This window comes from Nonomuraea sp. NPDC048892, assembly GCF_040649735.1.
Classification (GTDB): Bacteria; Actinomycetota; Actinomycetes; order Streptosporangiales; family Streptosporangiaceae; genus Nonomuraea; species Nonomuraea maheshkhaliensis.
Map to the genome: position 1 here is coordinate 434418 of NZ_JBEZFZ010000005.1, position 25948 is coordinate 460365.

A 25948-nucleotide genomic window follows, 5' to 3' on the forward strand; every position below is an offset into this window, starting at 1 on the left:
TTAAGGCTCTTGTTGGCTTTTATTGGCCTCGGTATCATTAATTCATTGCGCCCAGGTGAAATCAGGATCGCCTGGGACTTTTCATTCGGAGGTATCCCGTGGCCGCGAAGAGCTGGGCAGCGAAGGTCCTCGTCGCCGCGGCGGTCGTGGCGGCCGGCGTCGTGGCCGGCGGGGCACTGGCGAGCCCCGCCTCCGCCGACACCGCGACGTCCGGCGGAGCCCCGGTCTCCACCAACGGTTTCACCTGGTCGGACTGACGCTCGCCGGGTTCGTCGTTACGAGGTGAAGCGGCCGGCGTGCTCGGTGGCCCACTGGGTGAACGTGCGCGCCGGCCGACCGGTCACCCGCTCGACGGTGTCGACGACGGTCTTGGACTCCATGCTCGCGGCGGCGTGCCAGCCGATCACATACTCGGCGTCCGCCCGCGACACGCCGGTGGCCACCAGCCGGTTCACCGCCCGCTCGGGCGTGATGGGGACGAAGGCGAGGTCGCGGCCGATCGCCCGGCCCAGGATCGCGACCCGTTCGCTCGTGCTCAGCGCCTCGGGGCCGGTGAGGTTGTAGGCGCGGCCCGCGTGGCCGTCGTCGAGCAGCGCGACGGCCGCCACCGCGCCGATGTCGGCCTCGTGGACGAGCGCGCCGGGGTGGTCGTACGGCTCGCGGACGACCCCTTCGGCGCGGATCGAGGGGGCCCAGGTCAGGGCGTTGGACATGAACTCCTGCGGTTCGAGGCGGGTCCACTCCACCCCCGACTCGGCCACGGCCTGCTCGGCGGGGCCCACGTAACCGCCCCACACCACGGTGATCCGGCGCACGCCGGCGTCGACCGCCCGCCGTACCAGCTCGGGCGCGGCCTCGGCGAGTCCCGCCGTCACCGTGACGTGCAACCGGCTGACGCCGTCGAGGGCGGGGCCCAGCTCCTGCGGCGCGGTGTGCGTGCCTTCGACCACCTCCACCTCGTCGGGGAAGCGCGCCTTGGCCGGGTCGCGGGTCAGGGCTCGTACGTGCTCTCCCCGGCGGACCAGCTCCGCCACCACGTGCCCGCCCGTGTTCCCCGTCGCGCCGGTCACCAATGTCGTCATCGTCCTGTTCCTTTCGTCTCCTGCGACGCTAGGAACTCAACCGAACTTGAGGTCAAGCCCGGGAGGACAATCAGGGGCATGGCCGAAGAATCCGCTGTCGGTGCGCTGCACCATGTCGAGATCTGGGTGCCCGACCTGCGGCGGGCCGTCACCGCCTGGCGGTGGCTGCTGGAGGAGCTCGGTTATGAGCCGTACCAGGAGTGGGAGGACGGCCGGAGCTGGCGGCTCGGGGCGACGTACCTGGTGTTCGAGCAGTCGCCCGCGCTCAGCGCCGGGCGGCACGACCGCCTCCGCCCTGGGCTGAACCACCTGGCCTTCCACGCCGGCGACCGCGCGCGGGTGGACGAGCTGGCGGAGCGGGCGACCGCGTACGGCTGGACGTTGATGTTCCCCGACCGCCACCCGTACGCCGGTGGCGAGGCGCACTATGCCGCCTACCTGGAGAACGCGGACGGCTTCGAGGTGGAGCTGGTCGCCGGAGCGGTCACGACGACGTGAGGTGAGCGTGGGCGGCCACGACGAAGAGCGCCGGGCCAGGGGCGGAAAAGCACGCGCTTGCTTGACGGCCGAGCGCCATAATGAGGCGATTATGCAGCCTGAATTCCTCTCCCCGGACGAACTGCTCAACGAGGTGGAACCCCTGTCCCACGGACAGCGGTCCCGCCGCCTGGCCGAACGTGGCAGGGAGCTGGCTGGCCGGCCGGACGAGCTCCAGGCCCTGCTCACGGCCCTGTCGGAACGGAGCCCGTACGAGCGGCTGCTCGCGGCGCGGCTGGCCGTCATGGCCGGGCACCTTCCGCACCTCGTCCGCGCCACCGCTGACCCGGATCCTGACATATCCCAGTACGCGATCGGCCACGCCATCAGGCTGGGCATCCCCGATGACGCCGTCATGGAGATCGTCCGCGACGCCCCCGCCGCCCATCGCGCGGTCGTGTACCGGGCCGTCCGGCGTGAGCGCAGGAGCGATCTGGTCGAGCGCCTGGTCGACGAGGCACGCGGGCGCTGGGGCGACCGCGAGGCCGCGGGGCTGCTGGCCGCCTGTTCCGCCGAGGCGGTCGCGGCCCGGCTCGGCGACCTGGCGTACGCGGTGCCCAACTGGGGCGCCCTGGCCAGGCGGCATCCCCACACGGTGCTCGACCACGCCGAGTCGACGCTGGCCGAGCTGCCGCGCCCCCTGCGCGAGACCTGGTGGACGGCGACGGCCTCGGGCATCGAGGTGGCCGCCACGCACGCCCCCGAGCGGGTGATCGCGCTGCTGGAGCGCTACCCGACCAACCGGATCTGGCACTGCGCGGGCCGGCTGCTGGACGCCGACCCGGTGCGTACGCTGGCCCTCTACCTGGCCCCCGGCCACCGCCACCAGCTCACCCGGCTGCTGCAGCGCAAGTCCGTCCGCCGGCGGCTGGCCCTGCTTCCCGACGCCCGGCTGGCCGAGCTGGGGCGGGCGCTGCGCGACGAGGAGCCGTCGCTGATCAACCTGCTGCGCTCGGTGGCGCCCGCGCGCAGGGACGCGCTGTTCACCGAGGTGATGGCGGGGGTCGACCAGTCCCAGGCGATCTACTCCCCGTACCTGCTGGACGTCCTGCCGCTGCGCCGCCGGGTCGCGGAGGCGCGCCGCATGCTGGGGCTGCGTTCCGTCGCCGACGATCCGCGGCAGACCCGGCAGATCACCGCCTTCCTCCCGTACGACGAGGCCGAGTCCGTGCTGCGGGCCGCCACCCGCCGCTCCGACGCGCTCGACCGCGCCGATGGCTACCGGAACCTGATCGCCTGCGCGGGGCGCGCCCGCGATCCCGAGGTCGTCACCCGGATGCTGGACGCGCTCCGGCGGCTGCGCAACGAGCAGGACCCGGTACGCCAGGCCGCCGTCGAGGCGCTGACCGGTGTTCCGCCGCGGTTGTGGACGGCCGGGCACGTGCCCGTGCTGGACCGGTTCGTCGAGGACGCGGTCAACGCCCGCGACTGCTCCTACCAGACGCGGAGCAACCTCTCCCGCCTGGCGGCCGCGATCTTCGAGGAGGGCGCGCGGCAGGATGAGGCCGCCATGCTGGAGTACGGGCTGCGGGTATTCGAACGGCTGGCCGGCTCCGTGGGCATCGTCTCCGTGCACCGGCTGTCGCGGGTGCTGCGGCGGGGCCAGGAGAGCGAGCTGGTACGCCGGCTCGCCCCCTACCTGGAGGCGGAGGCCCGTCACGACCGGCACCAGCTGGCCTTCCTGCTCGCCTCGGCGCTCGGCCGGCGCGGCCACGACCTGCCCGAGCTGCAGCGGGCGCTGGAACGCGCGCTGACGGCCACCAGTGAGTCCGACGCGATCAGGGCCGTCGACCTCTGGCTGGAGCCGCCGCGCACCAGGGGGGAGCGGGTGGAGCGGCTGCTGGCAGCCGATCCGTCCGTGGTGGCGCTGGGCTCCGTGTTCGACGAGCTGACGGCGCGGCGTACGGACCTGCTGAGGCATGTCCTGAGCCGGCGGGCCCGCCAGGGGCGCTTCGCCCAGAGCGGGGTGCGGCGGGTCCGGTACGTGGCGCGGCAGTACGTCCGGCGGTGGACGGCGCGGCAGCGCGAGGCGTACACGGAGCTGCTGGAACGCGTCGTGTGGAACACGTCGCTGCCGCTGCACGAGCGGGCCCAGGCGGTGCGGATGATGGGCGCGATCCCGGCGATGGAGGCCGGGCGGCTGCGCAACCTGGAGGCGGAGCCGCTGTTGCGGCAGGCGAGGCTGGCGGCGCTGCCCTGGACGGCGCGCCCGCAGGAGGTGCTGGCCGAGCTGCTGGAGTACGCGGGCTCGGACGACGCCCACGTGGCCGTGTCCGCGGCGGCCCGGGCGGCCCGGTTCGTCCGCCCGGCCGAGCTGCCGGCGGCGTTGGAGCCGGTCCTGGCCGAGGGCAAGGTCACCGCGCGCAAGGAGGCGGTCCGGCTGCTGGCCCGGCACCACGCGCCCGGCGCGATGGCGCGGCTGCGCAGCCTGTGGGAGGCCGAGGGGCAGCACAAGGACGTGCGGGTGGCGATCGTCTCGGCGGCCCTCGGCCTGCTCGACGAACCGGGCGCCTGGGACCTCCTCAGGGAGGCGGTCGCCATGGCACGGAGCGTGGCGGGTGGCGCGGTGGCGGATCTGGTGGCTCCTGTGCTGGATGCGCGGCCGTTGGACGTGCCGGGGCGGTGGCGGGCGGCGTTCGGGGAGCTGGTCATCGCCGCCACGCTGGCGGAGGAGCGGACGGTACGGCTGCCCGCCGTCGCGGCGCTGCCCCGCTGGGTCGCGTACGCGCCCGAGGCCATGGAGCGGCTGGCCGGGATCGCCCGCGATCTCGACGACACGGCGAGCTGGCAGGCCGCCGTAGGCGGGCTGGTCACGGGCGCGTGCTCGGGCTACCAGCCGGAGGTGCTGCGGCGGACCGTACGCGCGCTCGCCGCCGCGCCCGCCGAACCCGACGCGGGAGCCGACCGCGACCGCCCGGCCGCCCGGCGGCTGGGGGACCTTGTCGCGGAGCTGCGCTGGTGGCACCGGGCCCAGAGGGAGCCGATCGTGACCGGGCTGCCCGACGACCTCCCGCCCGACCTCGCCGCCGAACTCCTGGCCGGCACCGTCGACTGGGACGACCCGCGACCGGCGCTGGAACGGCTGGTGGCGACGGTCCCTGGCGTGCTGTCCGCGGTCGAGAACGGCCACTACCTGGCCGAGTCGACCGGCGACGTGCCCTTGGAGCAGGTGCTGCCGCAGGCGGAGTGGCTGGCTGGGCAGGGGGAGAAGGGCGCACTGCTGGCCATGGCGCTGGCCGCGTCCTGCGGTCCCCGATCGGGCTGGGCGGCGCCCTGGCGAGAGCTGGTGCGGCGAGTACGCGCGTCCGACCACCCGGAGGCCGCTCACCAGGCCCTGCGCGTCACGACGGCCGACGAGTGAGCACCGCGCCTGAGCCCCATACAGCGCCCATGCCTGAGCGCCGTATAACGGCTCATGTCACGGCTCAGGCCCGCTGACGGCTCGGGTCGGCGTGTGAGGGCCCGGTCAGAGGTCGGTGTGGGCGTAGTCGCACTCGTCGAACTGCGGCGTCCGCACCACCGTCGAGTCCGTCTCCGTGCCGCCGCCCACCTGCTCGGCCTGGGCGGCCGGTGCGGAGGTCAGGACGAAGGTGGCCAGGATGACGGCGGCGGACGCGGCCACGCGGCGGACGGGGCCGCTCTGGTGAGCCTTCATGGGTCCTCCATGAGGAACGCTCGACTGGCCCCCATCGTGGGTCCTGATGCGGCGGATGTCCAGGCCGAGCCCTGTTTTGCACAGTCTGGTGCGGTTTGGGCGGCGTGAGGCGGGCCTGCGAGGTGTTGGCGAGGGCTGTTAGGGTCGGTCCTCATCACTGACCGAGTCAAGAATTCGTCATGGGAGGGTCATGAGGACCTCTAGAAAGATCGCGATCATCACCTCCGTGCTCGCCGGAGCGGCGGCGACCGCAGGGACGGCGGCGCCGGCCGCCGTCGCCGAGAGCGGGCCGGCCTGGGCCGCCTACCACGGGCTCAGCGCCAGTCAGAGCGTGAGCCGGGTGACCCGGCTCAAGAACCAGGGCTATCGGCCGATCACGGTGAACGTTTCGGACGGGGAGCGGTACGCCGCCGTCTGGATCAAGGGCGGCGCGTCCAACGACTGGGGCATCTGGCAGGGCATGTCGGCCAGCGGGTTCCAGAAGCGGTTCGACGCCGCCGTGAAGGAGGGCGCGCAGCCGACCTCCGTCTCCGCCACCGGCCCGGCCGACTCGCCCGTGTTCACCGCCGTCTTCGAGCGCAAGAGCGGCGCGTTCGTGGCCAAGTCCGGGCTCACGCCCGCCCAGTTCGGCGCCGCCAACAAGCAGGCCGCCGCCAAGGGGCTCGCGCTGAGCTCGGTGGACGCGTACGGCACCCCCGGTGACATCCGCTACGTCGGCGTCTGGAGCGCGAGCTCCGGCGCCTGGTACTACACGTACGGCAAGAGCAGGCAGCAGCACCAGGCCGAGTACTACGCCAAGAGGCAGAAGGGCTTCCGGCCGGTCAAGGTCTCCGTGGCGCCCGACGGTACCTACAGCGCGGTGTGGCGCAAGGACGGGGTGAAGTCCTGGGCCCACTACGTGGACATGAACGCCGCCGGCTACCAGAAGCGCGTCGACGACTTGAAGGCCAAGGGTCTTCACCCCGTGCAGGTCAACGCCGAGAACGGCAAGTACGCCGCCATCTGGCAATAGCACGCCGTATGGCGTACCTCCTGCAGTGTCACGCCATATGACGTATCTCCGGCGGTAACGGGCCGGAGGATGTGTACGGAGCTCCGGTGGTAGCGGGCCGGAGAGCGTACGGGTGCGATGCGCGCCGCTGTCGCCGCCGGGCGCCGCACCCCGCACGAGAGCCGTCCCCGCGCCTCGTCCCCCGGATCGCGGCCTGAGAGCCGCCGGGTCAGTTCCGCAGGATCCGGACGTCGGCCGACGTGCTGCGCGCCACGATCGTGCTGTCGCTCTTGCCGTCGTGCTCGACCTCGGAACGTTCGCTGCCCTCCTTGCTGGCCGCCGTGACCGCGTAGGCCCCCGAGGGCACTCTCGCCGTCACCCTCCCGTCCGTGGACTGCAGGTCGAGCGTGGTGGGCCGGGCGGTGAACGCCACGTCGATGGCTCCGTCGAAGGTACGTACCCGTACATGTGCTGACTTGAGGCCCTCGGCCGTGATCGGGCCCTCGCTGCGCAGCCGCAGCCGGCCGGAGGCGCCCGTCACCTGGATGCGGTCCCCGCTGACCGCGTCCACGTCCTGGGTGAGGTCGTTGAGGATGACGCCGTCCCCGGCATCGACCGACAGCTTCACGCCGGGCGGGACCTTGACGTGGTAGCGGGCGCCGCAGTCGCCGAAGACCAGGTTGCAGTCCGTGCTGAGGCGCAGGTCGCCGTCGCGCAGGGACCAGGCGGGGCCGTCCGTGGCCGCCTTGCCGCGCAGCCAGCGCTCCACCTGTACGGTGCCGCTCGTGCCAGGGAGCACGCGCACCCCGCCGAGGGAAGCGTTGATCTTCAGGTCGGTTCCGGTGAACGGGAACGACCGGGTGGCGTGGACCTCGTCCGCTTCTAGTTCCACGCCACAAGCGCCGGTCGTCGCGACGAGTAACGCCGCGCATGCCGCAAATGCCGCGATCTGCCTCATGGTCACGATCGTGGCCGAGCGCCACTCCCGCCCCCATCGGCCATCCGGCCGAACCGCCCCCGGCTCCCTCATCCGTTCGGCCGGTCCGAGATCCGTTCGGCCGGTCCGAGATCCGTTCGGCTGGGGCTTCAGTCGCTTACAGGGCCGCCAGCAGGGTTCGCACCTGGCCGAGTGGGTCGGCGCCGACCGGGCGGAGCACCACCGTGTCCGCCCCCGCCGCCCACAGGCTCTTGACCCACTCCGCGGCCTCCTCGGCCGCCCCGGACGCCATCGCCACGTCCTCGGGCGCCACCCCCAGGAACTCCGCCTGCCCGTTCAGCAGCGATTGCGCGGCCTCGTCCAGTTCGGCGGTCCCGCGCAGGTAGGCGAAGACGACCAGCTCGTGCTCCTCGGTCGCGCCGATCCGTTCGACGACCCCGGGCAACTGGTCGGGGCCGACGCCCTCGGGCAGGATCGTGCCCTGGGCCACCCGGCCGGACAGCGCCAGCGAGCGCGGCCCCTTGACCCCGGCCAGCACGGGCGGCGGCACGGCGGGCTTGTGCACCAGCGTGACGCCGTCCAGATGGACCGACTTCCCGTCGAGGGTCACGCTCTCGCCGCGCAGCAACGCGCGTACGGACGTGATCGTCTCCTCCAGGAGGGCCAGCGGCGACGGGACGGCGGCGCCCACCTGCTCCATCCAGGCGCCCACGCCGTGTCCGATGCCGGCGGCCAGCCGGCCGGGGTGGAGGCGGGCCAGGTTGGCCAGCTCCATCGCCAGCAGCATGGGGTTGCGCAGCGGCGCGGGGGTGATGCCGATGCCCACCCGCAGCCGGGAGGTGACGGCGAGCGCCGTCGCGGCGGACGAGACGCCGCCGGTCCAGCCCAGGTCCTCGACCACCCAGAGATCGTCCACGGACGTCTCGTCGAGCGTCTTGGCGAACGGGACGAGCTGCTCGGGCGGCAGGTCGCGGTCGAACATGACTCCGAGTCTCACGGTGCCCTCCAGTAATAGCGGTAGAGACGGCCGGTCTCCGAGTATCCGGCACGCAGGAAGGCGTTGGCGGTCGGGACGTTCGCGACATCGGTGGCCGCGACGATGCGCCGCAGGCCGGCCTCGGCGAGGGTACGGGTGCCGTGGGCGAGCAGGTCGTTCACGTAGCCGTGGCCGCGGTGCTCGGGCAGCACGCCGATGTAGGCGATCGAGTGGTCGTCGGGGGCCACCAGGCCGACGGGGGCGTCACCCAGGTGGCCGATGACGAACCAGCCGGGCTTGGCCTTGCGGTTCATCAGGTCGTCGTACATCCATCGGGCCTCCTTCTCCGCGCCCGACGTGGCCACCTCGACCCGGGTGTCGTGGTCGAGCGAGCCCTCGGAGACGCGTACGAGGATGTCGATCACCTCGTCGGGGTCCATGCGGCGCGCGGGTCGGTAGGTCAGCCGCCCCGGATCGCCGGGGACGTCGCTGCCCGCCACCCACTCCAGCAGCAGCCGCTCCACCTCCATGGTGAATCCGGCCTCCATGAGTGCTTCGTGCTCGACGGCGCGATCGACGACAGGGGTGAGCCCGGGCTTGAGCGGGATGTCATGAATGATCTTGGTCAGCCCCATCGCGTCCAGGCTGCGGCGCAGCAGGCCGGCGGCGGCGAGAGGGTCGGGTCCCGGGTCGAACTGCCAGACGATCGCCGGCTCGGAGCCGGTGAAGGGCGCCCAGTAGGCCAGGCGCGCCCGCCCTTCCGCGAAGCACCACTCAGGCCGGGTCCTGCCCTCGTCATGGGCGGTCCTGAGCTGGGAGCGCGCGGGCTCGGGGAACTCGTCGAACAACGTGGAAGCCTCCGCATGTGAGAGGGCTCTCCCGCGACGCCTGATACGTCGGGAGGAGATGCGCCCGCGATGACATGACCATCATGTTCTCGCATACGTCCACGCGATCAAGCGGAGATCACGTTCTCACGAGCCTCCACCGCAAAGCCGGGCGGAGCCGGTCCCGGACCGGGTTCGGGGAGGGCGTTCGGGGAGGGCGTTCAGGCGGCGGTGCCCAGCGCCGTACGGGCCTCGTCGAGGGATCCGCTGGTCGCGAAATGCCGGTCGAGGTTCGTGATCGTCAGCAGATGCCGGATCATCCCCGGCCCGACCACCAGCACCATCCGCCCCCGCAGGCGCTGGACCTGGTTGAGCGTCGCCACGAGCACCCCCAGGCCCACCGAGTCGCAGAACGGCACCTCGGTGAGGTCCACGATCAGGTTGAGGGGAGCAGGAGCGCCGAGCGCCTGTTCCAGCTCGGCCCGGAGCCGGGGCGCGCCCGCGACGTCCAGGTCGCCCACGACACGGACCACCGTGAAGGGGCCCTCCCGCCAACACCTGACCACCATTGGCCTCACCTGCCCTGAGCCCAGAAAGATATGCCTATTTCTTACATATGTTGTCCATTGCCGTTTTGGTGGTTGGTGTAACGCCGGGCTTCGCGGATGGCGTGGCATTCGCCTTCGGTTGCTTGATCTTGAGCTGGTCGCTGCCCAGGATGACCTCGATGCCCTCGGTGCCGGTCTTGCGGATCTCCGCCCCGGGAATGGCGGCCGCCACGACCTTCGCCGCCGCCTCCTGACCCTCGCCGTGGCGGACGATGGTCTTCTTGTAGTCCTTCTTGGTGGTGTTGCCAGGATCGCCGGGCACCTTGAACCCGTACGCGACCAGCGCCGTCTTGGCGCGCGCCGCCAGGCCGGTGATGAGCGTGCCGTTCTTGACCTTGAGCGAGATCTCCCCGGGCGGGATCGCGGACGGCTTGGCCGACGGCGTCGGGGCGGCGCTCGGCGTGGGCTTGGCCGGGTCGCGGTCGGCGTCGATCGCGGCGAACATCTCGCGGGCCGCCTGCTTGTCCCACAGCACCGCCGACTCGCCGGTGGGCGTCTTGAAGTCGACGTCGGACAGCGGCACCTCGGCGAACGTCACGTCGTCGAGCGCGACGTCGCGCATCTGCGTGGCAAGACCGATCAGCCCGTCGTCGGGGTCGACCTTGACCGTGCTGAGCGTCGAGTTGACGAACGAGGCCAGCTTGGCCGGATTGGCCAGCGTGTCGGCGCTGAGCGCCCGGTTGAGCAGCGCCGAGATGACCTGCTGCTGCCGGTCGATGCGGTCGAGGTCGGAGCGGGCGGTGGCGCGGGTGCGGGCGTAGCCGAGCGCCTGCACGCCGTCGAGCTGGTGGGTGCCGGCCGGCAGGTTGAGCGCGATCTTGGTGTCGTTGATCGGCACGGGCGTGCAGACGGTGACCCCGCCGAGTGAGTCGACCACGTCGATGAAGCCCAGGATGTTGACCTCGATGTAGCGGTTGATCTGCAGCCCGGTGACCGCCTCGACGGTCTGCTTGGCCAGCTTGGGTCCGCCGAACTGGTACGCCGAGTTGATCTTGTGGTCGCCCTTGCCCGGAACCGTGGTCCAGGTGTCGCGCGGCAGGCTGACCACGGTCACCTTCCTGTGGTCCTCCGACAGGTGGATGACCATCATGGTGTCGGTGCGCTGGCCGGCCTCGCGGCCGAGCTTGAGCCGGTTCTGCTGCTGGCGGGTGAGGTCGTCGCGCTTGTCGACGCCGACCATCAGGATGTTCTCGGCGCCCGAGGACGAGGGCGCGGTCACCCCGGCGTCCACCGTGCCGATCTGGCGCGGGGTCGCCCACACCACACCCGTGGTGACCAGCACGCCCGTGGACAGCAGACCGGCCAGCACGACGTTGCGGCGGCGGGCCCTGGCGCTCCTGCGCGGCCTCCGGGTGCGGACGGGTGTCAGCTTGACGCCTCCGTAGGCGTCGCCGCCCACGAGCACACCGCCGTCCTCCTCGCCCGGGTCGCGCATGCCGTCCCCCTTTTGTCACCCCGGTGGATCGGGGCCTTCGATTGCCCTCCTCCCCTGGTCGTACAGTAGCGTGAGCCCCGCCATGAAGCAGTTCCCCGACTCGCCGCACGCGCCCGCGGAGACGCGCGGCTGGCCCCCCATCTCCGTCATCATGCCGGTCCTCAATGAGGAGCGGCACCTCCGCGAGGCCGTCGATCAGGTCCTCGCCCAGCAATACCCAGGCGAGATCGAGGTCGTCCTCGCCGTGGGTCCGTCCCAGGACCGCACCCAGGAGGTCGCCGACGCCATCGCGGCGGCCGACAGACGGGTGACGGTGGTGCCCAACCCGACGGGCCGCACCCCCAACGCGCTCAACGCGGCCATCGCCGCCTCGCGTAACGACATCGTCGCCAGGGTCGACGGGCACGCCATGCTGCCCTCCGACTACCTGCGCGTCGCCGTCGAGACGCTGGCGGAGACCGGCGCCGACAACGTCGGCGGCGTCATGGCGGCCGAGGGGATCACCCCCTTCGAGCAGGCCGTCGCCTGCGCCATGACGTCCAAGATCGGCGTGGGCGCCGCCGCCTTCCACGTGGGCGGCACGGCGGGCCCCGCCGACACCGTCTACCTCGGCGTCTTCCGCCGCTCCGCCCTCGCCAGGGTCGGCGGCTACGACGAGCACTTCCAGCGGGCCCAGGACTGGGAGATGAACCACCGCATCCGCCAGACCGGCGGCCTGGTGTGGTTCCAGCCGCGCATGCGGGTCTCCTACCGGCCGAGGCCCGACGCGAAGGCGCTGGCCAAGCAGTACTTCCACTACGGCCGCTGGCGCCGCGTGGTCTCGCGCACGCACGAGGGCACGATCAACCTGCGCTACCTGGCGCCGCCCGCAGCGGTGCTGGCGATGCTGCTCGGGTTGCTCGTCTCGCCGTTCTTCCCGCTCGCGCTGATCGTCCCCGGCGGCTACGCGCTGGCCATCGTGGCCGGCTCGGCGGTGACCGGCAGCGGGCTGTCAGGGGCGGCGAAGCTGCGGCTGCCGCTCGTGTACGCGACCATGCACTGCTCCTGGGGCTGGGGCTTCCTGACCAGCCCGAGAAGGCTGGCCCGCCCGCCGGGGCAGCCGGTCGGGAGGGAGCAGCCGGCGCCGCGCTTCGGCGAGTAGCCACTCAGCCGAGTCATGAGCCGGCGAAGACCCGCTCGACGGCGGCGTTGAAGCGGGTCAGCGCGTCCGGATACTCCGGGCCGAAGAGCCGGCTCCTGAGCTTGACCCTGGCCCCGGCCAGGGTGTCATCCCCGTCCAAGAACTCGGCGAGGTTCGACAGGTCCTCGCCGAGCAACACCCCCGCCTCGGCGCTGGGGTAACGCTCGTGGAAGGCGCTCTCGGGCAGCCCGGCCACGTTCGTCACCGCGTACGGCTTCTCGCTGGCCAGGAAGTCGGCCACCACGCTGGAGATGTCGCTGATCAGCAGGTCGCACTCGTTGAAGCAGTCGTAGAGGTGCGGCTCGGGCCCGTCCACGATCAGATGCCTGATCCGCTGCTCCTCCTCCCCGCTCCCGTGCGAGGGATGCCGGGCCTTCGACTTGGCCAGCTCGGCCGCCTCGATCATGGCCACGATCTTCCTGTGCGCCCGGGTGGCGCTCTTGTCGCGGTGGCCGGTCAGCGGGTGGGGCTTGTAGATCACGCGCAGCGGCGACCGGTGGTCGAGCAGCGCCCGCACGATGCGCGGGCCCATGGTGATCAGCGAGGTGTGGAACAGGTCGTCGTTCCAGCCCTCCCAGGTGGGGGCGTAGAGCACGGTTCGGTACGGCAGCCCGGGCCCCTCCGTCGAGATGCCCTCAAGCTGCGGCCTGCCGACCTCGTGGATGTTCTCGTCCCTGACGCCCACCTTGGCCTTGCGGTAGCGGTCGCGGCCCGCGGGCCCGGCCACCCACACCTCGTCGTACACCCGTGAGAACGGGTTGAACGAGGCCTCCTTGTCGCTGTCGCCGTGGTTGAGGAACGCGCTGCGCAGGGTGGGGATGCGCAGCATGTGCACATTTCTGCCGACGTTGGCGACGTACAGGCAGAGCCGGGCCCCGGCCAGCGCGCGGAAGCTCATCAGGTCGGCCGACGACGGGATGCACACCATCGGCAGGCTGGTGCCTTCGAGATGCGCGGCCATGCCGCGCTCGCGCAGCACGACGATGGCCCGCCGGTCGAGCCGCTCCAGCGTGGGCAGCCACATCCTGGCCTGGTAGGCGGCGGCGGTGGCGCCGGAGAAGTACAGGATGATCTCGGGGGCGTACCGCTCGACCTGCTCGCCGACCACCCGCAGCACGTTGGCGCGGTCGGTGAGGGGCAGGGCGCGGCGCACGTACGGGATGAGCGCGAGCGCCGCCACGAGACCGGCCACGAGCGCCACCCCGGCCCCCAGGGTGGCGAGCACGGCCCCGTGGACCGCGCCCAGCACCGGAAGAGCGTCCAGGTAGAGGAACGGCACGCTGCGCGCGTCACGCAGCCGCCTGGGCGGCATCTTGGGGATGCGCAGCGCGGAGACGTCGATGTTGCGGGTGGTCACCGGCATGCGGCTGAGCATCTGCCGCAACCGCATCGCCAGGCCCGTGTGCAGGGCCCGTACGGCGTGCAGGGCGAGCACGCCGGCCGCGAGCGCCACGAACCACGGCGAGTCGGCCCCCGCCGTCCGCGCCACCAGCAGCAGCGCCAGCGTCTCGCGCACCGCGAAGCGCAGCGTGATCCCGAGGTGCACCTTGCCGAGCAGGTCGGGCAGCGGGCGGGCGGCGCGCGGTGCGACGCACTCGACGGCGTACGAGGCCACGGCCACCGCGCCGAACAGCAGCGGAGCCGGCCACAGAGCCGTCACCAGGAGCGCGGGGTAGCAGCCGAGCAGGGCCGCGATCACGATGAGTCTCCTCATGTGATCGCACGGTAACAATGCTCAGGTCAAGAGCCGTCCACGCGCACGTCTATGACTTGCCCTGATAGGTCGGAGATGAGGATGTCCAGCGAGGTCTGCGAGCCGAGGAGGGGAGAGGCGCCGGTATTGACGCAGTTGACCCTGATGCCGACCCTGATGCCGTCAGCGGCCACTCGCGGGCCGGCGCCCTGGTCGGCGCGGCCACGTCGAGCGCGCTCAGTTGGCCGGCCCCGGCGACTCGCTCGCCGCTCGCCGCAGGCCGAAGAGCAGCTCCGCGATGTGCAGGTCGGCGGGATGGGTGACCTTGATGTTGTGCTCGCTGCCCGCCACCAGGTGGATCGGCACCTCGGGCAGGTAACGCAGCACCACGCCGCAGTCGTCGGTGGCGGGCAGGTCGCCGAAGCCGGGGTCGGCCATCGCCCGCTCATAGGCTTCGCGGATCACCGAGAGCCGGAAGCACTGCGGAGTCTGGCTGCGCCGCAGCCGCGCCCGGTCCAGCACCTCGCCGATCACCTCGCCGCCGTCCGGCCCTGGAACCGCCACGAAGACGGTGTCGGAGCTCGGGATCGCCACGTTGACGGCCTCGTGGGTCTCCAGCGCCTTGACACACTCCGTGATGATCCGGGGCTCCAGGAGCGGGCGTACGGCGTCGTGCAGCAGCACGTTGCACTCCGCCGCGCCGAGCGCGGCCAGCGCCCGCCACGTGCTCTCCGTCCGGCTCGCGCCGCCGTCCACGACCTTGCTGACCTTGCGGTATCCGCCCGCGGCGACGATCTCCCTGACCCGGCCGGCGTATCCGGGCGTCATCAGCACCACGACCTCGTCGATCTCCGGCGCGTCCTCGAAGACGGCCAGCGAATGCTCGATGATCGTCCGGCCCGCGACCTCGATGAGCTGCTTGGGCGTGCTGAGCCCGACCCGCTGCCCCACGCCGCCCGCGAGGAGCACTCCAACCGACCGCAGCGGTGAATCCATACCGGCAGCGTAGTGCCGCTGGTCCGTGATATCGCGGTGACCTGTCGCTACGCTGTGTCTACGCACCCCCAAGTGACCGCACTCCACCCCGGCCGGGAGGAGATCTGCGCTTTGCCCGACTCACTGATCCGCGGGGGCACGACCACGTCGGCCGTGCTGCTCGCCACCACGCCCGCGTGCAGGCTCTCCAGCGGTGACGGCACCCTGCTCGACCGCCTCCACGACCAGCTCGCCGTGCTGCCCGTCCGCGACGTCCTGGTGGTGAGCGCCGGCGGCGGCCTCGGGGCCGACCTGCGCGGCGTCGCCAAGATCGCGCGCACCACCACCGGCACGGTGGCCGTGCTCCCCGCCGACCTGGTGGCCCACACCGAGGCGCTCGCGCTGCTGCTCGAACACCCCTCCCGCGACACCGCCGCGCTGATCGCCCACGACGTGGTCACCTCGCCGCTGCGGCCTCCCGTACGCGTCGAGGGCGGCAAGGTCGTCGCGGCGGGCAGCTCGTTCCACCTCGTGCCGGAGGCCAACGCCACGTTCAGAGGCGTGCTCCAGGCCGGCGAGGCCGACCTGACCTCGCTCGCCGACATCGCGGAAGAGCTGGCCGAGCTGTCCGAGGCGGGCAAGCTCGGCCCCGTCACCGCGGTCGAGGCCGTCGATCTGCTGCTGGTCGGCCTGGTCAGGTCGGGCGTCGGCGTGCGCGCCGCGGCGATCGGGCCGCTGCACGCCGAGCGGGTGAGCGGCCAGAACGCCGCCGACGCGGCCGTCGTCAGGCTGTCGGAGGTGGACGAGGAGCAGGTCAGGCTCGACACGTCCGTCAAGGACGACGACGGCTTCCTCGCCACGTTCCTGGTCTCGTCCTGGACCCGCCACCTGGTCAGACCGGCGGTGCGGCTCAAGCTCGCGCCCAACACCGTCACCGGCGTCTCGGCCGGGCTGGCCCTGCTCGCGGCCGTCTGGTTCTCCGCCGGCACGCAGGGCGGGCGGCTGGCCGGCGCGGTGCTGCTCTACCTGTCGTTCGCGCTCGACTGCCTCGACGGGCAGCTCGCCCGCTACACCCGCACGTTCTCCCCGCTCGGCGCGTGGGCCGACGGCATGTCCGACCGGCTCAAGGAATACGTCGTCTACGTCGGCCTGGCCTTCGGCTTCGCCGGTCCCGGCATCTGGCCGCTGGCCGTGGGCGCCATGATCCTCCAGGTCGTCAGGCACGCCATCGACGCCACGTACGCGGGAGCCCTCGCCGACGCGGCCAAGGTCGGCGCCATGTGGGGCAGGCCCGCGCGCTCCCTGATGGAGTCGCACGACGTCCGCCGCGACCACGGCGGCGTGCTGAAGCTCGCCCAGAGACTCGAACGCGGCACGGTCGCGCGCTGGCTGAAGAAGATCGTCGTCCTGCCCATCGGGGAGCGCATGGCGCTGATCGCCGTCACCGCCGCCGGCTGGAACGCGCGCGTCACGTTCCTGTCCCTGCTCTGCTGGGGCGGCGTCGCGGCCCTCTATCAGCTCGCCGGACGGATCGCGAGGTCGGCACGATGACGACGGTTCACCTGACCCCCGTACCCAACAGCGCCGTCGTCGCCTACCGCGACGACGGGCCGCTCTCGCGCGCCATGGGCCTGCTCGTGGCCGGGCAGCTCCCGCCGCTCCCTCCGGTCATCGCCGGCACGTTCGTCACGGGCATGCTGCTGCTGATCGGCGTGGCCGGTTCCGACGGGCTGGCCGTCTTCGCGCCCGCCGTGACGCTGCTGCTGGCCGGGCCGGGCAGCACCCACCCGCACGACGGCCGCTTCGACTGGCTCGTGCCGCCGATCCTGCGCCTCGTCGAGTACGCCTTCATCGCCGCGGTCGGCTTCGCCCACCGGCTGAACCCCGTACTGATCTTCCTTCTGCTCGGCGCGCTCGCCTTCCACCATTACGATCTGGTCTACCGGCTGCGCCAGCGCGTCTACCCGCCGCCGTGGCTGGCCGCCCTCGGGCTCGGCTGGGACGGGCGGATGATGGTGGTCTCGCTGACCGCCCTGTCAGGGTGGCTGACCGGCGGCTATGTGGTGCTCGCGGTCTATCTGTGGGCCCTGTTCGGCTGGGAGAGCCTGACCTGCTGGCTCGCCGCCCCGGTGTCCGGGGCCGAAACGGCCGATACGGGAACGCAAGACTAACGCCGGATTACCCGCACGGGGTCCAAAGACGAATACTCTTTGGGCCTATGGTGGGACGCTCGCGGACGTCCGCGTAACGCTCCGCGAATCCGAACAGACCTGCTCGACTGAGGAGTGCACGTTGCTGGGAATGGTTCTGGCCGCTGGAGCCGGACGACGCCTGCGGCCGTACACCGACACGCTGCCCAAGGCGCTCGTGCCGGTCGACGGCGAAACCACGATCATGGACATCTCGCTGCGCAATCTCGCCGAGGTGGGCCTGCGGGAGGTCGTGGTCGTCGTCGGTTACGCGGCCCAGGCCGTACACGAGCGTAAGGACGCCCTGGAGGAGCGGCACGGCGTCAAGCTCACCCTCGTGCACAACGACAAGGCCGAGGAGTGGAACAACGCCTACTCCCTGTGGTGCGCCCGCGACTACTTCGCCCAGGGCGTGCTCCTGGTCAACGGCGACACCGTGCACCCGGTCTCGGTCGAGAAGACGCTGCTGTCGGCCCCCGAGACGAGCGACGTCCTGCTCGCCGTCGACGACGTCAAGAAGCTGGCCGACGAGGAGATGAAGGTGACGCTCTCGCCCGAGGGCTCGCTGCGCCGCATCACCAAGCTGATGGACCCGGCCGAGGCCTACGGCGAGTACATCGGGGCCACCCTGATCAGGCCCGGCGCGGCCGACCGGCTGGCCGACGCGCTCAAGACCACGTTCGAGCGCGACCCCCAGCTCTACTACGAGGACGGCTACCAGGAGATGGTCGACCGCGGCGAGACCATCAACGCCGCGCCCATCGGCGAGGTCGACTGGGTCGAGGTGGACAACCACGACGACCTGGCCAAGGCCCGCACCATAGCCGTTCGCTACTGAGGGAGCGCGCATGCCGCTTCTCGCGAGGATGTTGCCGGCGCCGCTGACGATGGACGTCAGGCGGGGCGCGGTGGCTGAGCTCGGCGCGCTGCTCGCCGACAGCCGCGTGGCCACCTCCGGCCGGGTGGCCGTGGCCGTCGGCCGCGGCCAGGGCGACCACATCGAGAGCCTGATCGCGCCCACGCTGGGCGAGGCCGAGGTGTTCCGGGTGGCCGACGGGTCGGTCGACGCGGCCGTCTCGCTCGGCGCCGACCTGCGCAAGGGCGCCTACGAGGTCGTGGTGGGCGTCGGCGGTGGCAAGACGATCGACGCCACCAAATACGCCGCGTCGCTGGCCGGCATCCCGATGGTGGCCGTGGCCACCAACCTGTCCCACGACGGCATCTGTTCGCCCACGGCCTCCCTGATCTACGAGGGCGGCAAGGGCACGTTCGGCGTGCCGATGCCGCTGGCCATCCTGGTCGACCTCGACTTCGTGCACAACGCGCCCCAGGCGCTGGTGCGCGCGGGCGTGGGCGACGTGGTCAGCAACCTGTCGGCCATCGAGGACTGGCAGCTCGGCAACGTCGAGCGCGGCGAGCCCATCGACGGGCTGGCCTGCTCGATGTCGCGCACCGCCGCCGAGGCGCTCATCGGGCGCACCGACTCCATCGAGTCCGACGCGTTCCTGACAGTGCTGGCCGAATCGCTGATCCTGTCCGGCATGTCGATGGTCGTGGCCGGCTCGTCCCGGCCCGCGAGCGGCGGAGACCATGAGATCCTTCATGCTGTGGATCAGCTCTTTCCCGGCACCTCCAACCACGGCGAGCTCGCCGGGATCGGTGCCGCCTTCTGCTTCTTCCTCAGGGAGGACGACGCCCGCGTCAAGCAGGTCGTCGGCTGCCTGCGCAAGCACGAGCTGCCCGTCGTCCCCGGTGACATCGGGCTGAGCGCCGAGCAGTTCGCCGAGGTCGTGGCGCTGGCCCCGGCCACCCGTCCCGGCCGTTACACGATCCTGGAGCACCTGCGCATGCAGGACTCCGAGATCCGCGATCGGGTGGGGGACTATGTCCGGGCCTTCGGTAGCTGAGCTCCGGCAGGTGGCGCAGCCTCCCGGCCACCTGGAGCGCAGGAACGGCGAACACTGGGCCGGCGTCCTCTACATGCGCCGCCTGTCCATCTACGTGACCTGGATGATGACCAAGACCTCGGTCACGCCCAACCAGCTCACCTGGATCATGACGGTCGCGGGCGTGGCCGCCGGGTTCGTGCTGGCGCTGCCGGGGCTGTGGGCGGCCGTGCTCGCCGCCCTGCTGATCCAGGTCTACCTGCTGCTCGACTGCTCGGACGGCGAGCTGGCCCGCTGGACGGGCAAGACCTCGTTGGCCGGCGTCTACCTCGACCGGGTCGGCGCCTACTTCGCCGAGGCGGCCGTGCTGGCCGGGCTGGGCTGGCGCGCCTCCGAGGTGCTGCCCGACTGGTACACCGTGTTCGGCTTCGCCGCCGCGCTCGGCGCCATCCTGATCAAGGCGGAGAGCGACCTGGTGGAGGTGGCCAGAGCCAAGGGCGGGCTGGGCGCCGCGACCGAGGCGGCGGCGGTGCAGTTCAGGTCGGGGCTGCTGGGGCTGGGCCGGCGGGTGCTGGCGGCGACGCGGTTCCACCGCATCATGCAGCCCATCGAGCTGTCCCTGCTCGCGCTGGCGACCGCGGTCATCGACGTGTTCGCGGGGAATCTCACCGCCACCCGCGTGCTCGTCGTGGCCTGCCTGCTGGCCGCGGCGGTGCAGACCGTTCTGCATCTGATCAGCATCATGGCATCGAGAAGACTTGCTTGATCTCTGTCGGAACCGGAGGCGCCCCTCGTCCGTCGTATTGATCGGACGTCCGCCGTTCGGTGGGGGTTCACTGCCGGTTCCGATACGCTTAGCTTCACCATCCAGACCATGCAAACCCAGCAGACTCGGTGATCATGAAAGAATGCTCCGCTCGTGCTCTCAACGCGTCAGGACGATGATTCGTTGAAGATCTCGTGCGTCATCCTCACCATGGGCAACCGGGTCGCGGAGCTGAACCGGGCGGTCGAGTCCGCGCTCAACCAGGTCGACGGCGACGTCGAAGTGGTGATCGTGGGCAACGGCGCCGACGTGCCCGCGGTGTCGGCGACGCCACCCGAGGGGTCGGCCGCGGTCGTGAAAACGATCCGGCTCGACCAGAACACGGGCATTCCCGCCGGCCGTAATCGCGGTGTGGAGGAGTGCTCGGGAGACGTCGTGCTCTTTCTCGACGACGACGGCTGGTACGCCAGCCAGAAGGTCGTCGCGCACGTGCGCGACCGTTTCGCCACCGAGCCCGACCTGGCGGTGATCTCCTTCCGGATCATGGATCCTGACGGCGGCATCGGCCAGCGCCGCCACGTCCCGCGGCTGCGTTCGGGCGACCCGCAGCGCTCCTCGCCGGTGACCACCTTCCTGGGCGGCGCGTCGGCGATCAGACGTTCGGCCTTCCTCCAGGTGGGCGGTCTTCCCGAGCGGTTCTTCTACGCTCACGAGGAGACCGACCTGGCCTGGCGGCTGCTGGGCGAGGGCTACCGGATCGAGTACGACGCCGAGACGGTGATGTACCACCCCCAGGTGCCCCCGACCCGACACGCCGAGTTCCACCGGCTCAACGCGCGCAACCGGGTCTGGCTGGCCCGGCGCAACCTGCCGTGGCCGCTGGCGCTGCTCTACCTGACCAACTGGGTCGTGCTGACCGTCATCCGCGAGCGCGGCGCCTCCGCGGCGCTCAAGGCGTGGTTCGCCGGCTTCTTCGAGGGCCTGCGCACGCCCGCCGGCGAGCGCCGGCCGATGGCGTGGCGGACCGCGTGGCGCATGGTCAAGCTCGGCCGCCCGCCGATCGTCTGAGCCCCGCCGCCCGCGGGGTCAGGTCGTGGTCGCGTCCTCGAACGCCATCGAGGCGTGGGTCACGGTGGTGCTGAACATCGCCCGCTTGGGCAGCCCCAGCTCGCTCAGCTCCTTGGCGATGGGGTGGTTGCCCAGGCGGATCAGCGCGCCGCCGGGGCGGATCTTCGCGCCGCGGGCGCGTACGGACCAGGGGACGCGCCGGGTGACGCCGTCGCGGTGCGTGTAGGCGTCGAGCGGCGCCATGGCGCCGCCGGCCGGCACGGGCAGGCCCGGCTTGACCAGCATGTCGAGCACGAGCCGGCCGTCCTTGCGCAGAATGCACCTCTTGTACGGCGAGGCCAGCCGCAACTCGATGTCGGCCAGCTCCTTGGGAAAGCCCCACAACGTCCGCCCGGCCTCCAGCGTGAACCGCTGGTCCACCGGCAGCCAGTGCACGAAGATCCCGGCCTGGCGCAGGTCCCGGAGCCCCGTGGGGCCCGATCGCCCGGGCGGTCGGACCAGGAAGGCCATGCCGAACTCGTGGTAGGCGTCGAGATCACCGTCGCGGTAGTCCACGAACACGAGCACGCAGACGGCCTTGCCGGGCAGGACCTCGGCCACGTCTAGGCCGGAGTACGCGATCACCGCCCTGGCGGCGTCGGCACGCACCGGGTAGAAGGCGCTGCACACCTCGGCGTCCCTCACCCGCACAGGCATGCCCACCGTCCGGCCTTGGATCAGATGCGATGCCATGGACCCAGTACATCAACCGGCGGCCCGTGTGGCCATTCCCGGCCCGGTGTCGTCCAGGTGCGATGTCCGTGGACCGCGGAGGCAGTGGTCACACGGCGAGGGCGTGCGTCGGGATCCCGGCCCAGGACTCGGCGCGGCGGACGAAGGCGGCGGCGTGGTCCGGCCAGTGGTGGCGCAGCCGCGCCCGCGCGTGCCCCAGCGTGCCCAGCTCGGCCCGGCGCGCCGGGTCCTCCTTCAGGTCCAGTACGGCGTTCAGCACCGCGTCCACGTTCAGCGGCACCACCAGCCCGCAGCCGGCCTCCTCGACCAGAGAGGCGCCCTGCGGGGTGGTGATCACGGGCAGCCCCCGGCCCATGTAGTCCATGATCTTGGTGGGCAGCGCCCTGACCGTGTCGTCGGCCAGGGACAGACCGGCCAGCGCGCCCTCGGCCATGCGCAGGGCGTGGCGGTTGGGCACGTACCCGAACCAGTCGAGCAGCCCGACCCGCTGCGCGTCCCGCAGCAGCGGCCGCACCTCGCGGGCCGCACCGCCGATCAGGTCCAGCCTGATGCCGTGCGGGATCAGCCGCTCGGCCAGCCCGATCAACTCGGTCACGCCGCGTTCCGTGGACAGGCGGCCGAGGTGGACGACCCTGGTGTCACCCGGTGGCGGCGGGCTCGCGGCCACCAGGGTCGCCTCGGGGACCTCGGCGGGCGTGATCAGCCGGTGCCGCCGCCCGGCGCGGGCCAGCTGCCTGGGGGTGACCTGCTCGCGAACGTCCCAGACGACCGGAGGACGGCGGTGGGGCAGCGCGCGCAGAAGCCGGTGGTCGTGCACGAGCAGCAGGTCCGCGTCCCGCACGCCGCGTCTGAGCGCGCTGCGGGCGCGGCCGTAGGAAGCCTGGCGCGGCACGTCCACCGCGGTCAGCCCCATGGCGGGGGTCACGTTGAAATAGCTGAAAGGAGCGACGTAGGTCACCTCGTGGCCCGCGTCGAGCAGCGCCCTGATCTGCCGGTGCATGATCCGGGCGTCCTCGGGATGATGGACGGTGGTGGCGACACATGCGCGCATGTGTCGATGCTCCGCGCCTCCCAGGTCGGAGGCGTTAATGCGGAAGGAACGGTCGCTTAACTTCGGGAGGGACGGCGATAGAGCCAGACCAGCCGGGGCTCAAGCACCCACTTGAAGACCGTACGGGTCTCCGGCAGGCACAGGATGATGGCCAGCGCGAAGCAACTCGTGCTGATCGCCAGCACGCCCAGCGGCCCGTGCAGCCACGGGAGCTCCAGCCAGCCCATCTCCTTGGCGATCAGCACCGGGATGCCGTGGAGCAGGTAGCAGTAGAGCGTGCGGGTGCCGAGGTCGGTGTACCAGGTCTCGCGCCTGGGCACCAGCGCCAGCACGGCGAAGCACATGGCCAGCGCGCACACGAGCAGCCCGATGCGCACCCCGAGGCCCATGTACCAGGACAGGTCGAGGTCCTGGTAGCTGTTCTTGTAGTAGAACGGGCTGAGCTTGGCCATGGGCGCGATGTAGATCGCCACCCCCGCCGCGCAGAGCACGGTGACGACCGAGACGATCTTGATCCAGCGGCGGTTGAGCAGCTCGAAGTGCTCGGGCTGCAGGACCAGGCCGATGACGAAGAACGGCAGCAGGCCGAAGAAGCGGTCCATGCTGAAGTCGCCGGAGATCTGGGAGAACCCGGCGAACAGGTAGATCGCGATGGCCACCGGCACCGGGTATTTCATCCGCTTCCACACCGGGGTGGACAGGCGCCAGAACAGCAGCGCCAGCAGATACCAGTTGAGCCACGCAGGGTCGATGATGGTCAGGCTCCACTTCTGCCCGAGGGAGAAGCGCAGCGCCGCGTAGCCGACCTCGACGATCACGTAAGGGACGAGGAACGTGTCGACCAGTTTGTTGGTCTTCGCGTTGGAGTTCCAGAAGTTGCGCGACAGATAACCGCTGATCACCACGAACAGCGGCATGTGGAAGACGTAGATGAAGATGTAGAGCGCCCTGGCCGAGTCGGCGGCCAGGGTCGGCACCAGCGAGTGGCCGATCGGCACCAGCGCGATCAGGATGAACTTGACGTTGTCGAGGAACGGATCGCGCTTGCGCGGCTTCGGCTGCTCGGGCTGGGGACGCGGCTCCGGCCGCTCCTGGCGCTTCGCGCCGGACTCCGCGGCCTGGACCTGGGCGGGGGCCTGGGTGGGGGCTTTCGCCTGCACCGGGGGCACCGCCGCCTGCGGCGCGGTGCGCTCGCCCGGGGCGACTCCGTGGGGGTCGGTGGCCTCGCTCCAGAAGGTCTCCTCGGGAAGCGGCCACCGGGCCCCCGTGTCTGCGGGGCCCTCCTCTGGGCTCCGCGGGGGCGTGACCGGTCGGGAGGATCTGGTCTCAGACACTAGGGGAGTCGCTCAGCTTCGCTCGGGTCCGGGGAACACGACGGCAACACGACCAGGAACACCCTTGCGGCTCCGTGTCGCGCTGCGTCGCCGACCCGAAACAGACTATCCCGCACTCGTGGGTCCTGTCTCACGCAGCGGCCCAGATCGTCCCGTTACACAGGGAACTTTGAGGCTCAGGTGCAGACGTTCTTCTGCTCGGAGGCGGTGATGGTGCTGTTGTTGACGCTGTCGGGCAGCTTGGTCACCTTGACCGACTCGAAGTCCTCGCCGACCACCAGCTGGATCACCGGGGTGCCCTTCTTCGGGCCGGCTCCCGCCGTGGTGGCGGGGTTCGCGGTGGTGTACGGCTGCGCGTTGGTCGCCGCCACCTTGCCCGAGGCGGCCTGAGGCTTGGGCAGCACCGATGCGCCCAGCGCGACGGCGTGGTCGGCCGCCGTCTCGATCGTCTTGGCGTAGTGGATCTCACTCTTCGGCAGGCTCACGCCGCCCGGCGCCTCGAAGTTGCCCAGTCCGACGACGTTGAAGCCCTGCTTGGCCAGTTCGTCGGCGACCTCGCGGGCCTTGCCCACGGTCTTGGTGCCGTTGAGCACCTGGACCTTCACCTGCTCGGGCTTGATCGCGACCTTGGGCTTGGCGCTCGCGGTGGCGGTCGGCGCGGGGACGGGCTCGGTGTCGGTCTTGATCGAGGTGAACAGCTCGGTGGCGTCCGGCTCCTTCCAGACCACCCGGTTCGGATCGTCGGGGGCGGGACCCCAGGGCACCGTGGTGAACTTGACGCCGCCGGCGGTCATCTCCTTGGCGCTCATCGCGATCTGGATGAGCTGCTCGGTGTCGTTGGCCAGCTCGGGGTCCATGGTGACCGAGCCGGCCGCCGCCGCGATGAAGTCTCTGAGCCGGCCCACGTCGGTGAGCAGGTCGCTGCTGGTCGCCTTGGCCACGACCTTGCTCAGGAAGATCTGCTGCCGCTTGATGCGCTGGATGTCGCTGCCGTCGCCGTATTTGCGCAGGCGTACGTAGCCCAGCGCCTTCTCGCCGTTGAGCAGGCTCTTGCCGGCCGGCAGCACCAGTTTGGAGGCCCTGTCGTTGACGCCCGACTTCAGGCAGATCTCTATGCCGCCGAGCGCGTCCACGATGTTCTTGAAGCCGCTGAAGTCGACCTCGACGAAGTGGTTGACCCGGATGCCGGTCAGCGTCTCGATGGTGGAGATCGTGCAGGCGATGCCGCCCGAGTTGTACGCCGAGTTGATCATGTCCCGGCGCGGCGCCATCTCCTGCTTGGTGGCCTCGTTCTTGCACCTGGGGATCTGTACCAGGGAGTCGCGCGGGAAGCTGATCAGCCGCGCCTTGTCCCGGCCGGGGGAGATGTGCATGAGGATGATCGTGTCGGTGCGCTTGCCGCCGGCGTCGGCCGTGCGGGCCAGCTGCTGGCCGTAGCGCGCGTTGCCCTTGCCCGCCCGGGTGTCGGAGCCGACGAGCAGCACGTTGAGCGCGCCCGTGTCGGGAGGGCGGGGGTTGATGATGTCTTCCTTGACGCTCTTCTCGTTGATGTTGCCGAAGGCGTCGCGGTAGAGGGTGTACGCAGTCAGCGTGCCCGCGACCATCACCGAGGTCAGGCCGATGCTGACCCAGGCCAGCACGCGCATCTTGGTCTGGCCGTTGCCCGAGCCGCCCGAGCGGTGCCCGTGTGAGGGCCGCGGGTCCGGCGGCGGCGGGGGTGGCGGCGCGGCGGCGGCCGCCCGGCGGGCCATCCGGCTGCCCGGCTGCGTCGGCGCACCTCGGCGATCGTGCACGGGATCGACTACCGGCGGCACGCCTCTGTAGTCACTCATACGCCCCCTAGCCTCACTCCTTGCGCCGCCGGCTTGGTCGCTCCGCGCCACGAGACTAGGTCACGTACGGCGTGCCACGTGCCCGATCGTGCGGAACGGCCCGTGACCCGGGTGTGATGTTTCCGCGGCACAGCATACTCAGAGCCGGACATTGGGTGGAATATCATCGCCAAACTCTTTCCTGCCACCGATCC

24 protein-coding genes are annotated in these 25948 nt (G+C 71.3%); 11 read left to right on the forward strand and 13 right to left on the reverse strand.

Annotated elements, in window-relative coordinates; genetic code table 11:
- Positions 1 to 98 precede the first annotated feature (98 nt).
- Entirely contained in the window at positions 99 to 257 is a 159-nt protein-coding gene (locus AB0C28_RS19370; protein WP_357847316.1) for a hypothetical protein, read from the forward strand.
- 18 nt (positions 258 to 275) lie between these two features.
- Here AB0C28_RS19370 and AB0C28_RS19375 read toward each other — a convergent pair whose 3' ends face one another.
- Positions 276 to 1082 (reverse strand): NAD(P)H-binding protein, encoded by an 807-nt coding sequence (locus tag AB0C28_RS19375; RefSeq protein WP_358076107.1) that lies wholly within the window; start codon positions 1080 to 1082, stop codon positions 276 to 278.
- Between the two features lie 78 nt (positions 1083 to 1160).
- On the opposite strand from AB0C28_RS19375, the gene AB0C28_RS19380 reads away from it, so the two are divergent.
- Positions 1161 to 1580, forward strand: coding sequence for a VOC family protein (locus AB0C28_RS19380; protein WP_358076110.1), 420 nt, complete (start codon positions 1161 to 1163; stop codon positions 1578 to 1580).
- Between the two features lie 91 nt (positions 1581 to 1671).
- Positions 1672 to 4980: a hypothetical protein gene (locus AB0C28_RS19385; RefSeq protein ID WP_358076112.1), complete on the forward strand. Its 3309-nt coding sequence runs from the start codon at positions 1672 to 1674 to the stop codon at positions 4978 to 4980.
- Between the two features lie 105 nt (positions 4981 to 5085).
- Here the strand turns inward: AB0C28_RS19385 and AB0C28_RS19390 are convergent, their stop codons facing one another.
- On the reverse strand, positions 5086 to 5274 hold the full coding sequence (locus AB0C28_RS19390) for a hypothetical protein (RefSeq protein ID WP_357847304.1): 189 nt from the start codon (positions 5272 to 5274) through the stop codon (positions 5086 to 5088).
- Between the two features lie 190 nt (positions 5275 to 5464).
- Between AB0C28_RS19390 and AB0C28_RS19395 the strand changes: the two genes are divergently transcribed.
- Positions 5465 to 6286 carry a hypothetical protein gene (locus tag AB0C28_RS19395; protein WP_358076115.1) on the forward strand — a complete coding sequence of 274 codons (822 nt, stop codon included), beginning with the start codon at positions 5465 to 5467 and terminating at the stop codon, positions 6284 to 6286.
- Positions 6287 to 6494: 208 nt separating this feature from the next.
- Here the strand turns inward: AB0C28_RS19395 and AB0C28_RS19400 are convergent, their stop codons facing one another.
- The 5 genes from AB0C28_RS19400 to AB0C28_RS19420 all read right to left on the reverse strand — a co-directional run bounded on the left by AB0C28_RS19400 (position 6495) and on the right by AB0C28_RS19420 (position 11048).
- Positions 6495 to 7157: a DUF4097 family beta strand repeat-containing protein gene (locus AB0C28_RS19400; RefSeq protein WP_358076118.1), complete on the reverse strand. Its 663-nt coding sequence runs from the start codon at positions 7155 to 7157 to the stop codon at positions 6495 to 6497.
- A 202-nt stretch (positions 7158 to 7359) separates the two neighbouring features.
- Complete coding sequence (locus AB0C28_RS19405) at positions 7360 to 8199, reverse strand: LLM class flavin-dependent oxidoreductase (protein ID WP_357847295.1); 840 nt, start codon at positions 8197 to 8199, stop codon at positions 7360 to 7362.
- Entirely contained in the window at positions 8196 to 9026 is an 831-nt protein-coding gene (locus AB0C28_RS19410; RefSeq protein WP_358076121.1) for a GNAT family N-acetyltransferase, read from the reverse strand. Before AB0C28_RS19410 ends, AB0C28_RS19405 begins: the two co-directional genes overlap by 4 nt.
- Before the next feature lie 200 nt (positions 9027 to 9226).
- Positions 9227 to 9574 carry an STAS domain-containing protein gene (locus AB0C28_RS19415; protein WP_357847289.1) on the reverse strand — a complete coding sequence of 116 codons (348 nt, stop codon included), beginning with the start codon at positions 9572 to 9574 and terminating at the stop codon, positions 9227 to 9229.
- Positions 9575 to 9608: 34 nt separating this feature from the next.
- Entirely contained in the window at positions 9609 to 11048 is a 1440-nt protein-coding gene (locus AB0C28_RS19420) for an LCP family protein (RefSeq protein ID WP_357847286.1), read from the reverse strand.
- Positions 11049 to 11130: 82 nt separating this feature from the next.
- On the opposite strand from AB0C28_RS19420, the gene AB0C28_RS19425 reads away from it, so the two are divergent.
- On the forward strand, positions 11131 to 12189 hold the full coding sequence (locus tag AB0C28_RS19425) for a glycosyltransferase family 2 protein (protein ID WP_358076124.1): 1059 nt from the start codon (positions 11131 to 11133) through the stop codon (positions 12187 to 12189).
- 13 nt (positions 12190 to 12202) lie between these two features.
- On the opposite strand, the gene AB0C28_RS19430 is transcribed toward AB0C28_RS19425, so the two are convergent.
- Both AB0C28_RS19430 and AB0C28_RS19435 read right to left on the reverse strand, forming a co-directional pair.
- Positions 12203 to 13942, reverse strand: a complete 1740-nt coding sequence (locus AB0C28_RS19430; RefSeq protein WP_357847280.1) for a CDP-glycerol glycerophosphotransferase family protein — start codon at positions 13940 to 13942, stop codon at positions 12203 to 12205.
- A gap of 216 nt (positions 13943 to 14158) precedes the next feature.
- Positions 14159 to 14917, reverse strand: coding sequence for an IspD/TarI family cytidylyltransferase (locus tag AB0C28_RS19435; protein WP_358076127.1), 759 nt, complete (start codon positions 14915 to 14917; stop codon positions 14159 to 14161).
- 72 nt (positions 14918 to 14989) lie between these two features.
- Between AB0C28_RS19435 and AB0C28_RS19440 the strand changes: the two genes are divergently transcribed.
- The 6 genes from AB0C28_RS19440 to AB0C28_RS19465 all read left to right on the forward strand — a co-directional run bounded on the left by AB0C28_RS19440 (position 14990) and on the right by AB0C28_RS19465 (position 20805).
- On the forward strand, positions 14990 to 16447 hold the full coding sequence (locus AB0C28_RS19440; protein WP_346102440.1) for a CDP-alcohol phosphatidyltransferase family protein: 1458 nt from the start codon (positions 14990 to 14992) through the stop codon (positions 16445 to 16447).
- Positions 16444 to 17067, forward strand: a complete 624-nt coding sequence (locus tag AB0C28_RS19445; RefSeq protein ID WP_357847271.1) for a DUF5941 domain-containing protein — start codon at positions 16444 to 16446, stop codon at positions 17065 to 17067. Before AB0C28_RS19440 ends, AB0C28_RS19445 begins: the two co-directional genes overlap by 4 nt.
- A 121-nt stretch (positions 17068 to 17188) precedes the next feature.
- Positions 17189 to 17923, forward strand: a complete 735-nt coding sequence (locus tag AB0C28_RS19450; RefSeq protein ID WP_357847268.1) for a phosphocholine cytidylyltransferase family protein — start codon at positions 17189 to 17191, stop codon at positions 17921 to 17923.
- A gap of 28 nt (positions 17924 to 17951) precedes the next feature.
- Positions 17952 to 18992 (forward strand): iron-containing alcohol dehydrogenase family protein, encoded by a 1041-nt coding sequence (locus AB0C28_RS19455; RefSeq protein ID WP_357847876.1) that lies wholly within the window; start codon positions 17952 to 17954, stop codon positions 18990 to 18992.
- Positions 18970 to 19737, forward strand: a complete 768-nt coding sequence (locus AB0C28_RS19460; RefSeq protein WP_357847265.1) for a CDP-alcohol phosphatidyltransferase family protein — start codon at positions 18970 to 18972, stop codon at positions 19735 to 19737. Before AB0C28_RS19455 ends, AB0C28_RS19460 begins: the two co-directional genes overlap by 23 nt.
- Positions 19738 to 19920: 183 nt before the next feature.
- Positions 19921 to 20805, forward strand: coding sequence for a glycosyltransferase (locus AB0C28_RS19465; protein WP_346102448.1), 885 nt, complete (start codon positions 19921 to 19923; stop codon positions 20803 to 20805).
- Positions 20806 to 20823: 18 nt separating this feature from the next.
- On the opposite strand, the gene AB0C28_RS19470 is transcribed toward AB0C28_RS19465, so the two are convergent.
- From AB0C28_RS19470 to AB0C28_RS19485, 4 genes are all read right to left on the reverse strand, one after another.
- The gene (locus AB0C28_RS19470; protein ID WP_358076130.1) at positions 20824 to 21537 is read right to left on the reverse strand and encodes an acetoacetate decarboxylase family protein; all 714 of its coding nucleotides are present in this window, start codon (positions 21535 to 21537) and stop codon (positions 20824 to 20826) included.
- An 88-nt stretch (positions 21538 to 21625) separates the two neighbouring features.
- Entirely contained in the window at positions 21626 to 22588 is a 963-nt protein-coding gene (locus AB0C28_RS19475; protein WP_357847259.1) for a glycosyltransferase, read from the reverse strand.
- Positions 22589 to 22644: 56 nt separating this feature from the next.
- Positions 22645 to 23922, reverse strand: coding sequence for an acyltransferase family protein (locus AB0C28_RS19480; RefSeq protein WP_357847256.1), 1278 nt, complete (start codon positions 23920 to 23922; stop codon positions 22645 to 22647).
- A gap of 176 nt (positions 23923 to 24098) precedes the next feature.
- Entirely contained in the window at positions 24099 to 25754 is a 1656-nt protein-coding gene (locus tag AB0C28_RS19485) for an LCP family protein (protein WP_357847253.1), read from the reverse strand.
- Positions 25755 to 25948: the final 194 nt, after the last annotated feature.

Bases quoted from the DNA above. Each gene is read 5' to 3' on its own strand.
- AB0C28_RS19375 (WP_358076107.1), bottom strand. From the start codon at position 1,082: ATGACGACATTGGTGACCGGCGCGACGGGGAACACGGGCGGGCACGTG.
- AB0C28_RS19380 (WP_358076110.1), top strand. From the start codon at position 1,161: ATGGCCGAAGAATCCGCTGTCGGTGCGCTGCACCATGTCGAGATCTGG.
- AB0C28_RS19385 (WP_358076112.1), top strand. From the start codon at position 1,672: ATGCAGCCTGAATTCCTCTCCCCGGACGAACTGCTCAACGAGGTGGAA.
- AB0C28_RS19390 (WP_357847304.1), bottom strand. From the start codon at position 5,274: ATGAAGGCTCACCAGAGCGGCCCCGTCCGCCGCGTGGCCGCGTCCGCC.
- AB0C28_RS19395 (WP_358076115.1), top strand. From the start codon at position 5,465: ATGAGGACCTCTAGAAAGATCGCGATCATCACCTCCGTGCTCGCCGGA.
- AB0C28_RS19415 (WP_357847289.1), bottom strand. From the start codon at position 9,574: ATGGTGGTCAGGTGTTGGCGGGAGGGCCCCTTCACGGTGGTCCGTGTC.
- AB0C28_RS19420 (WP_357847286.1), bottom strand. From the start codon at position 11,048: ATGCGCGACCCGGGCGAGGAGGACGGCGGTGTGCTCGTGGGCGGCGAC.
- AB0C28_RS19425 (WP_358076124.1), top strand. From the start codon at position 11,131: ATGAAGCAGTTCCCCGACTCGCCGCACGCGCCCGCGGAGACGCGCGGC.
- AB0C28_RS19430 (WP_357847280.1), bottom strand. From the start codon at position 13,942: ATGAGGAGACTCATCGTGATCGCGGCCCTGCTCGGCTGCTACCCCGCG.
- AB0C28_RS19435 (WP_358076127.1), bottom strand. From the start codon at position 14,917: ATGGATTCACCGCTGCGGTCGGTTGGAGTGCTCCTCGCGGGCGGCGTG.
- AB0C28_RS19445 (WP_357847271.1), top strand. From the start codon at position 16,444: ATGACGACGGTTCACCTGACCCCCGTACCCAACAGCGCCGTCGTCGCC.
- AB0C28_RS19455 (WP_357847876.1), top strand. From the start codon at position 17,952: ATGTTGCCGGCGCCGCTGACGATGGACGTCAGGCGGGGCGCGGTGGCT.
- AB0C28_RS19460 (WP_357847265.1), top strand. From the start codon at position 18,970: ATGTCCGGGCCTTCGGTAGCTGAGCTCCGGCAGGTGGCGCAGCCTCCC.
- AB0C28_RS19470 (WP_358076130.1), bottom strand. From the start codon at position 21,537: ATGGCATCGCATCTGATCCAAGGCCGGACGGTGGGCATGCCTGTGCGG.
- AB0C28_RS19475 (WP_357847259.1), bottom strand. From the start codon at position 22,588: ATGCGCGCATGTGTCGCCACCACCGTCCATCATCCCGAGGACGCCCGG.
- AB0C28_RS19485 (WP_357847253.1), bottom strand. From the start codon at position 25,754: ATGAGTGACTACAGAGGCGTGCCGCCGGTAGTCGATCCCGTGCACGAT.